Genomic DNA, 8,552 nt, shown 5'->3' with positions numbered 1-8,552 from the left:
ATTGCTGCTTTAGCTATTGGTTTATTAATTGGTAGCCTCATAAGTGCCGGATCCAGCCTGCCCATAAGTGAAGCTAAATTTGCGGCAATACCAGCACTCCTTCTTCTTGCCGCAACTGCTGTGTTGTTTGATTAATTAGTTAAGCTATTAAATCCGATAGCATTATTTCGCGCTTTTGAAGTTTAATTTGGGCATTTAAGGCAACTCCAGACTGCAGAGCGAATTTCTTGCCTTTAACCGTTAACACTTCATATGCATCAGTTCAGCTCAGTGGGGTGAGGGCAGCAGCTTGGCCAGCTGGGCAATCACTGCGGCGCGATCAACTTCGGCCAGGGCACCCAAACTGCCAAGCACCAGCCGCTCATCCAAGGTGAACAGCTTCAGGCGCACCACGCAGGGTTGCGGCAGGCCTGCAACCTGCAAATCCTCAATCGGCCAGTCCAGGGGCCATGAGGATTGGCGCGCTGAGGTGATCATCGCCAGCAGCAGGTGGCCGCAGGCTTGCTGAAAGCTTGGCTTAGAAAGCACCAATGCAGGCCGCCGCTTCTGGGCCTGGCGATCCGTGAAGGGAAAGGGCACCCGCACCACAGAAAAGCTGTCGAAAGCACTCATAGATCGGCAAAGGCCTGCTCATCGGCCGGACTGCTCCACTCGCTCAGCGTGCCCTCCAGCCCCTGCAAAAAGGCCACATCCAAAGGTGCCACGGCCCGCACCCGCACCGAGCCATCTTGCAGCTCCCAGCTGAGTCGATCGCCCTGCCTCAGGCCCAATGCGTCCCGCACAGCCTTTGGCACGGTGACCTGCCCCTTGGCGGTGAGCGTGGCGATGTCCATCACGAGCCTCAGGTGAACCAGCTCAGCCTACGCCGAAAACTTCCTTGCGGTAAGGCGTCCTTACCGCAAGGCTAAGGATTGAGTAAAAAGAGGCGTCAACATCCCTGGCACTGGGGCACCACCACCGACGGCGGCAGGTTGAGCTGGCGGATGCGCCGAGCAAACCCTCGATCATCGAAGGAGGCGATCACCTCGCAGTCGCGGCAACTGGAGTGGTGCAGAGCGTCGGCGAAATCGAGACCAGAGCGCAGCCCCGCTAGCGCCTGCTCCAGATCCGGCCGGTCTTCGACGCTGAGACAGGGGTGATTCAGGAGCTGCTCAAAAACTTGCAGCACCGACTCCACGGCAAAGCCGTAATAGCCCCGCAACACCCACTCCAGCTCCAGGGCCACGGTCTTGGGCAGAAACAGCTCCTGGCCGGATTCGATCAACTGGCGCGCCGCCTGACGCTGGGCTGCGGTGGCAGCATCAGCGTCAGCCTCTTCTACGAAGTAGCGGGCCAACACATTGGTATCGAGCCCGATCACGGGCGCAACAAGCTGGCGGCATCAAAGTCGGCCGGCACCGGCGGGCGCTGGCTCTTGAGCATCCCAAAGCCACTGGCGGGCAGGGGCTGCTGCGTGCGCCAGGGGCGCACCTCGATGTGGTCACCCACCAGCACGAAACAGACGCGACTGCCCCGGGCAAGGCCGAGCTGCTGGCGTAAGGCCTTTGGGATCGTGACCTGCCCCTTGCTGGTCATCGAGCAGGTGCTGGATGCATCCACGGCCAAACACAAGCGAGTATTACCTGGTAAGACTAGCGGGGTTTTGGCTTCCCCAGTTTTTGTGGGCCTCTTGTGGGCCTCAGTTAATTAAAGCCTGCAATTCATCTGAGCTAAAGTTGTAAACCTCGTTACAGAAGTGACAGGTTAATTCCGCCCCATCATCTACCTTTATCATATCTTTTATTTCTTCCTCACCAAGTAATTTAAGCGCCGCAAGGCTGCGTTTACGAGTGCAGGGGCAACGAAAGCTCACCGGTTGTATCGCTTCCCCACCACCCACCAATACAGGATCAAGATCTGGAAAAATGTCTTTTAATAATTGATCTAAATTGCCAGCGCAACTCTGCAATTTGTGGCTGAAGTGCTTCACCTCACTGCAGCGGGCCTCCAATAAGGCCACTAAAGCAGGCTCATCTGCTGCTTTCGGTAGTATTTGTACTAATAACCCACCAGCACTTCGTATGCCGGTTTGATCAATTGTTTCACCAACAAATACCGCAGATGGGGTTTGTTCAGAATGTAATAAGTAAGACGCAATATCTTCACCAACACAACCGCTAACAAGTTCTACGGTGCTGCTATAGGGAGGTCCTTGGCCCTTATCGCGCACAACATGTAGATAACCGGTTCCAACAGCTTTGCTGAAATCAAATTGAGCTGGATCGCCAATTGGATCAAGCTCTAATTGCGGAACGCCCACCTGACCCCTCACCGTGCCATCCCTGCCGGCATCCACCATCAATCCTTTCAAAGGTCCATCAGCTTGGATGCGTAGGTTCACCCGGCCATGGGCCACCTTCATGGAACTAGCAAGCAATAAACCTGCCGTCATCGCTCGCCCCAACAAGGCGCTGGTGAGATATGAAAGGTTATGGCGGCGTCTGGCATAACGGGCCGTAACCGTTGTATTTATGGCCACTAGGCGGATACCGCCACCAGCTGCCGTGGCGCGCACCAACTGGTCAGGCATGGGCAAACATCGAATCGTTAGATCGTAAACAGCGCCCCTGGTGCAAGTGCCAATGCTGCTGCATCAAACCTTTAAATGCCTCCGGTTCATGGGTAACCACCAGCAATAAACGTTCGCGGCTAATCGGAAGAAGCAGCTCCAAAAGATCGTGACGCACCGACCAATCCAAACCTGCAGTGGGTTCATCCAGGAGCAGGATCGGTGGATCTCGCAACAATTGCACTGCAATAGCCAAGCGGCGCTGTTGCCCGCCGCTTAAGCGTTCTGGCGCCTGTTGCAATGAAATGCCAGCCAAACCAACTTGAGTTAATACAGCATCGATTTTTTCTGTTGCCAGGCGTCTGTGCCCTATGTGTAATTCCTGAGCAACGCTGAGGCCAAGAAAGTGTCTTTCCGGAAATTGAAACACCAAACCGCATAACCAACGCCTTTGACGTGCGCTGGTGCTGTGGCCGTCCCAGCGGATTTGGCCAGCCTGCGGGCTAGCTAAACCGGCAATTAAATCCAGCAAACTGCTTTTACCACTACCACTGCGGCCTGCCATCAACGCGGGTTCCCCCAGCCGCAATTGAAAATTGAGCCCCTCCAGGATTGGCTTTTCACTGGTGGCTGGGTGATAGCAAACCGCTTCAAGTTCCAGCAATGCCTGGTCCATTTGTGCACTGGTGCCTAGCTTGGCTCTATGCAGGTAAATTTTCGCGATTTCGATCCCTTCAACTGCTGGTTTTGGTTGCGTTTTCCAAACGTGCCAGGCCAGGGGGAACGCCAATACCTAGAGGAAACCTTCAATAGCTGGTATTTCCTTGGCAGGCTCGGTGCCTTCAACGCCGAAAACCTTCAAGTGCATGAAGAAGGTGCAGATGTGAGTTGGATGTCTTACGACAACGACGATGCAGAAACCTCTCTTTTGGCTGTTATGCACAACATGGGGGAATTTGAATATCAAAGTGAATGGGCTCGGGTATGGCTGGATCTCGGCACCAGCGATGGGGTTGCCCTTGATGTGTTGATCAATTCACTAAGATGCCTTGATCGTGATTTACTTCAAATCGAAGAATTATTGATCGGTGGTACAAATGAAGATTGGCCAGTAGAAGAAAGTGAAGATCGCTTTTTTGAAAATTAAATCAAAATTACATATGTAATAGAGTTGAAATAATGGCTGAGCAAAGGCGGCTAATAATCTCCCCTAATCGTTTGCTTGATTTTGCCAAACCCCTACCCCTTAACCCTGGGGAACTGCATTATTTGCAAAGGGTTTTACGGCTTAAAAGCGGGGCAGGTTTCAACATTTGTGATGGCAATGGAACTATCTATCTGGCAAATTTATGCCCTGATGGCAATGCTCAGCTAATTAAAAAAGAAAAGTTGATTCCGCAAATAAAACCGGATCTGCAATTATTTTTTGGTTTATTTCGCCGTGATTTAGAGGTGATGTTGCGGATGGCAACTGAACTTGGCGTGGATCAGCTTCATCCCCTGCAAGCCGATTATTCGCTACTTGAACCAGGCGGCCAGCGTCAAGAACGCTGGAACATCATTATCAAAGAAGCAACCGAACAATCTGAGCGGGCCTGGTTACCACGTTTAGCGGGTCTGGAAAATACTGCTACCGCATTAACAACACCAGCTGCTTTGGAGGTGTGTCGCTGGATTGGTGTTACTAGGGAAGCTGGCGTGCCCCCTTTAGAAAAGTTACTAAAAAAAGAAAATGCAATAAATGCAAAGCATTGGCAGCTGGCCTGCGGGCCGGAGGGGGGTTGGAGCAGCACTGAGCGTGAGCTCGCCGCCGCTGCAGGTTGGCAAGCTGTGAGCCTTAGCCCCACGGTGTTGCGCTGCTCCACCGCTGCAATCAGCGGCCTTGCCTTGATGCAACATCAGCGGCTGCAACTCAGCGGCGAATCCCTTCAGCCATCTCCTTAAAGCCAGCTAGAGCTGCCCCAGGTAAGCGACGTGCGCGAGGCAGCGCGTTTGCAGGATTGAGATACTTATCAGCAAAAGTTTCATTGCTAATAACCACCGTATTAGCGTCAATTTCGGCCCTTTCCGCCGCCAGTAATTGAGCCGTAGTGAGCACTTCAACTTCAGGAACTACGGGCGCAGGCTGATTTTTAGGAGCAGGTTGATTTTGGGGGGCAGGTTGATTTTGGGATACCGGCGTTAGCTCCTTTGAAACCTTTACTGGTGTTTGTAGAGGGGGGCCAATTTTAAAAACAGGCGCTGCGGAATCCAAAGATGCCGGAATTTGATCAGCTGCAGGTTCGTCAACAGGCGCTATTTTTACTGGCGCCACATCCACAGGAACAGTGGGCGCCTTGGAAATCTCCAGAAATGGCTTACCAATGCCAAGAAGCTTTTTCAACACCATGGAATCTCCTCAACCAACCCTAATTATCAGGGCATAAAGCCCATAGTTGCCGCTTACTTATGGCTGTGCAACATCAAATTCAGCGGCGGCCGCTTCTAACCAGTGCTCCAAGCCATGGTTTTTTTGCCATTCAGGTTGGTGGCAAGCAGAAAGAGTGCCAAGCAAACGATTCAAATGCTGGCCATCAGCACCCATCAATTGCCATTGGCTTTGGCGATAACGCCGCAAAGCTTGAGCATTGCAACCGCTTTGGCGTTTAAAGCCAGCCGCCCATCGCTTAGCAAAGCGGCGGATCCCATCTATCCCGCCATCAGCCCATAAAGGAATTTCAGCTGAACCCTTAAGGCGTGTCCAAAGGGGATGCAAATGCTCGGGTAAGGGCAAGCAACGTTCCTGCCCAGGCCGGCATGGTCTGCCTTCCCCTTGCAATCCCCAACTGCGAATCCAAAGCACTGGTTGCCCATGCTCTAAGCCCAAATCGATCGGCCTCAACCCCGCGGCCTCGAGGGTGCGTAAACCAATTAAACGCACTAATAAATAGATGGGATCATGTTGCCAATTTCTATCAAGGTTGCGCAGAAATGCGGCATCAAGACTCGGCTCCGGCCTGGGGCTCAAGGGCAGTGGCTCTAGGGATGTAAAAGGATTCAGCGCCACCATGCCCTGGCGATAGGCCTGTGCATAAAAAGCGCGAATCACAGTGAGGCGTCGCTGGGCGGTGCTGGTACTTGCAGTAGCAAAAAGATGATTACGCCAGCGCCAGGCTGCGCCTTCACTAACTGCAGCCGGCAGGCTCACAGCACTGAAATCAAGCAGCCGCTTTAATTCACGGTGCCATTGCAATTCACTGCCAGAAGCAGAAACACCCCGCTGGCGCCGCTGAAGCACCCAACCCGCAACGGTGTTAGGTGCTCCCGGCCGTTTTCGCTCATCTAAAGGCTGATGCAATTGCGTGAAAAAAGTTTCTTGTGCCAGCGGGAAATAGTCGATTGAAAGCACTAAGCCTCGGGCACGAAAACCATTAACCAAAATTTCAGCCAGGTCACTTTCTTCTGGAATTAACAACTCCCCAGCAAAGTGCTGCTGCTGAAATTGACGGGCGCAATCCCTGGCCACCAACCTCACCTCCCGCTTGCGCAACTGCAGGGCGCCGGTGCTCAACTCCAGCAACCGCTGCACCTCTTCATCCACTTCCCGATAACGCCAATGGGCTTGGCTGAGATCGGGTCCAAGAAAGCGGCGAAAATTGCGTCGCCCCAGGGGGCGCCTCAACGGCTTTGGTACTACCCGCTCATACCACCAACCAACGGGAGTTCCCTCAGAATATTTGAGATATATGAATTGCTCTCCCCCCTGCACGCCAACCCGACCGATCAACTGAATACCAGTTCCTTAATTCAAGCACAAACTAATCTTAATGTTTACGAATTGCAAGTAGATCGATCACCCAATCCGCGTTCACAGTGAGCACTGCTAAATCATCTTCCCGTAGCACCTGAAGCAGGGAGGGTTCAGCGGTGCGGGCGCCACCCTCGCAGCAAATCACCTGAGCTAGAAAAGGTTGCTGACGCGGAGGCGCCACCGCCACCACATCCCCCACCCGCACAGCAAGAAACAAGGGGCCCTGGGAATTCACTCACAATCCAGCAATCGAGTTGAATGGTACACCTGAACTGCTCACGAAAACCACTCCAATGATCGCTCCGATGATCACCGCAATGATCACTGGCTTGTTTAGTGCCGTAATTAATGCTGTTCTGATCTTGCTGGTGCGGCGTTTACCTCTATTAACCCCAGCCGGCTGGTGGCATGCCTGGGGGCTTGGCACCTTGCTGGCAATCAGCCTCGGTTGGCGTGGCTGGCTAGCGGTGGTGCTTTATCTGGCGTTTGGCTCCGCAGTTACAAAGCTGGGATTTGCAAAAAAACAAGCCCTTGGTATTGCAGAGGGCCGCGGCGGCAAAAGAGGGCCAGAAAATGTTTGGGGATCTGCCGCCACCGGCCTAGTGCTGGCGCTGGCAACCCTGCTGCCAGGAGCACCAAAACAGTTGCTGCTGAGCGGTTTTGTCGCAAGTTTTGCCGCCAAACTGGCTGATACTTTTGGCAGTGAAATCGGTAAACGTTGGGGTAAAACCACCTTGAGCTTGAGCCGATGGCGCCCTGTTCCTCCCGGTACCGATGGCGCCGTAAGCATTGAGGGAACAGCGGCCAGCTTTATTGGTGCCCTGCTGTTTTGTTGCATAGGCTGGGGCTTGGGTTTGATTCCAGCAGGGCAAATTGCATTACTGAGTGCAGTAGGGCTAGTGGCAAGTTTGCTGGAAAGTTTGATCGGGGCTGAATTACAACCCCGCTTTGTATGGCTTACTAATGAAGGGGTAAATGGCTTACTAACCGTTATTGCGGCTGGGCTTGCCATGGCCCTGCTGCGCTGAGTTGCTGTTGCAACTGTTGCTGCAAACGCTTTAAGCGGCGCGAGAGGCGGCATGGGGTGAGTTGAAGTTCGCGGGCTAATTCCCGTTGCGAGCGTCCATCAATCCAGCAGCCGCGAATAAGGCGCTGATCAAGAGGTGCTAGGCTGGATATTTTTTCATCAATTTCCAGCAGCAGTAAGTTTTGCTCAGGAGATGGGCGGGAATCCACCAGTTCGTGGCTTACTGAACTTTGGCCATCAGCATCTTGGTTTTGCGCATCAAGGCTTGTGCATTGCAAGGCATGGTGCAAGCGCCGGGCCTGCTCTAAACGCTCTTCTGTGCAACCAAGCTGCAAGGCCAAAACAGGATCGGTAAGAGGTGGCAAGCCTTGGTGCTGCCTTTGTTGTTGCAGCTGTTCTTGTTTTGCCATCAAATTACGGAGCCGCCAGGAGCAACGAATCGGTTGATGCCGGTCGCGCAGATGGTGCCGCATCTTGCCAAGAATTAATGGCACGGCATAGGTGCTGAAGGCATGCCCCTTGCTCGGCTCAAACCCCTGCACCGCAGCCACTAAACCAATACATCCGATTTGAAAGAGGTCATCAAAGGCAAGATTGCAACGCTGGGCCTGGCGTTGCGCTTGCTGACGCACCAAGTTCAAATGTGCTTCAACAAGGCGATTTCTTAGGCGGATGCAACGGCTATCGGCGTAATCGCGATGCATCGCCTCAAGGGTGGAAGGGGAATAACGAATTGGACGAGGGGCCATGGCTGCAGAAGCATTTGGACCCCTTCAAGCTCGCTCCAGCATGGGCTTTGCCAAAAGCTGCAAACGGGTGGGGGCACCCCCCTCCTTTTGGGGGTGTTTATGTAAAAGAAAACTGCGATAACGGGTAGCTAATTCTTCGCCAAAGAGGGTAAGAAGCGCATACACCACAAGCACTGGAAATACATCAGCCCAGGCAAATGAACTGAGGGCCTCCAGCAAAACCACCCCTAAACCACCGGCCCCAACCAAACCCACCACCACTGTTTCCCGCAGAATTACATCAGCGCGGTAGGCGCCATAGGCCAAATAACCAGCCGCAAGCCCATTAAAACGAGCCATTAGCAATGCCTTGCGGCTAGAAACCCCAGCCACCAACAGGGCCTGTTCAGGGCGAGGATCTTGAGCTTCCAACCCCTCAAGAAAAAGCCTGCCGAGAAT

13 protein-coding genes and 1 pseudogene are annotated in these 8,552 nt (G+C 53.4%); 3 read left to right on the top strand and 11 right to left on the bottom strand.

Annotated features, from left to right (window positions below):
• Positions 1-267 precede the first annotated feature (267 nt).
• The 6 genes from AC2JC8_RS01790 to AC2JC8_RS01765 all read right to left on the bottom strand — a co-directional run bounded on the left by AC2JC8_RS01790 (position 268) and on the right by AC2JC8_RS01765 (position 3,212).
• Positions 268-588 (bottom strand): type II toxin-antitoxin system PemK/MazF family toxin, encoded by a 321-nt coding sequence (locus AC2JC8_RS01790; protein WP_484594092.1) that lies wholly within the window; start codon positions 586-588, stop codon positions 268-270.
• Positions 589-608: 20 nt separating this feature from the next.
• Positions 609-833, bottom strand: coding sequence for an AbrB/MazE/SpoVT family DNA-binding domain-containing protein (locus tag AC2JC8_RS01785; RefSeq protein ID WP_484400927.1), 225 nt, complete (start codon positions 831-833; stop codon positions 609-611).
• A 95-nt stretch (positions 834-928) separates the two neighbouring features.
• The gene (locus tag AC2JC8_RS01780; protein WP_484400925.1) at positions 929-1,360 is read right to left on the bottom strand and encodes a type II toxin-antitoxin system VapC family toxin; all 432 of its coding nucleotides are present in this window, start codon (positions 1,358-1,360) and stop codon (positions 929-931) included.
• A complete protein-coding gene (locus AC2JC8_RS01775) occupies positions 1,357-1,599 on the bottom strand; it encodes an AbrB/MazE/SpoVT family DNA-binding domain-containing protein (protein ID WP_484400924.1) in 243 nt (80 codons plus the stop codon). Before AC2JC8_RS01775 ends, AC2JC8_RS01780 begins: the two co-directional genes overlap by 4 nt.
• 79 nt (positions 1,600-1,678) lie before the next feature.
• Positions 1,679-2,569, bottom strand: coding sequence for an Hsp33 family molecular chaperone HslO (hslO, locus tag AC2JC8_RS01770; RefSeq protein WP_484400923.1), 891 nt, complete (start codon positions 2,567-2,569; stop codon positions 1,679-1,681).
• Complete coding sequence (locus tag AC2JC8_RS01765; RefSeq protein ID WP_484594093.1) at positions 2,562-3,212, bottom strand: ABC transporter ATP-binding protein; 651 nt, start codon at positions 3,210-3,212, stop codon at positions 2,562-2,564. The genes hslO and AC2JC8_RS01765 overlap by 8 nt, the downstream gene beginning before the upstream one ends.
• A gap of 39 nt (positions 3,213-3,251) precedes the next feature.
• Here AC2JC8_RS01765 and AC2JC8_RS01760 point away from each other — a divergent pair, with 39 nt between their 5' ends.
• Together AC2JC8_RS01760 and AC2JC8_RS01755 are read left to right on the top strand one after the other, a co-directional pair.
• Entirely contained in the window at positions 3,252-3,695 is a 444-nt protein-coding gene (locus AC2JC8_RS01760; RefSeq protein WP_255131058.1) for a DUF3531 family protein, read from the top strand.
• A gap of 32 nt (positions 3,696-3,727) precedes the next feature.
• Positions 3,728-4,492 carry an RsmE family RNA methyltransferase gene (locus tag AC2JC8_RS01755; protein ID WP_484400921.1) on the top strand — a complete coding sequence of 255 codons (765 nt, stop codon included), beginning with the start codon at positions 3,728-3,730 and terminating at the stop codon, positions 4,490-4,492.
• Here the strand turns inward: AC2JC8_RS01755 and AC2JC8_RS01750 are convergent.
• Genes AC2JC8_RS01750 through AC2JC8_RS01740 form a run of 3 tightly spaced genes read right to left on the bottom strand, consistent with a single transcriptional unit; the run spans position 4,461 to position 6,573 of the window.
• On the bottom strand, positions 4,461-4,937 hold the full coding sequence (locus AC2JC8_RS01750) for a hypothetical protein (RefSeq protein ID WP_484400920.1): 477 nt from the start codon (positions 4,935-4,937) through the stop codon (positions 4,461-4,463). The two genes, AC2JC8_RS01755 and AC2JC8_RS01750, sit on opposite strands and share 32 nt — an antisense overlap.
• Positions 4,938-4,994: 57 nt before the next feature.
• Positions 4,995-6,314, bottom strand: coding sequence for a hypothetical protein (locus AC2JC8_RS01745; protein WP_484419877.1), 1,320 nt, complete (start codon positions 6,312-6,314; stop codon positions 4,995-4,997).
• 37 nt (positions 6,315-6,351) lie between these two features.
• Positions 6,352-6,573, bottom strand: a complete 222-nt coding sequence (locus AC2JC8_RS01740; protein WP_484419878.1) for a DUF3104 domain-containing protein — start codon at positions 6,571-6,573, stop codon at positions 6,352-6,354.
• Between the two features lie 58 nt (positions 6,574-6,631).
• Between AC2JC8_RS01740 and AC2JC8_RS01735 the strand changes: the two genes are divergently transcribed.
• Positions 6,632-7,366, top strand: coding sequence for a DUF92 domain-containing protein (locus tag AC2JC8_RS01735; RefSeq protein ID WP_484594091.1), 735 nt, complete (start codon positions 6,632-6,634; stop codon positions 7,364-7,366).
• On the opposite strand, the gene AC2JC8_RS01730 is transcribed toward AC2JC8_RS01735, so the two are convergent.
• Together AC2JC8_RS01730 and AC2JC8_RS01725 are read right to left on the bottom strand one after the other, a co-directional pair.
• Entirely contained in the window at positions 7,329-8,114 is a 786-nt protein-coding gene (locus tag AC2JC8_RS01730; protein WP_484594090.1) for a sigma-70 family RNA polymerase sigma factor, read from the bottom strand. The genes AC2JC8_RS01735 and AC2JC8_RS01730 overlap by 38 nt on opposite strands.
• Before the next feature lie 24 nt (positions 8,115-8,138).
• Positions 8,139-8,552: pseudogene (locus AC2JC8_RS01725) on the bottom strand (phosphonate ABC transporter); the annotation flags it as partial.

This window comes from Synechococcus sp. (assembly GCF_982614295.1).
This window is presented reverse-complemented; position numbering and strand designations above follow the sequence as displayed.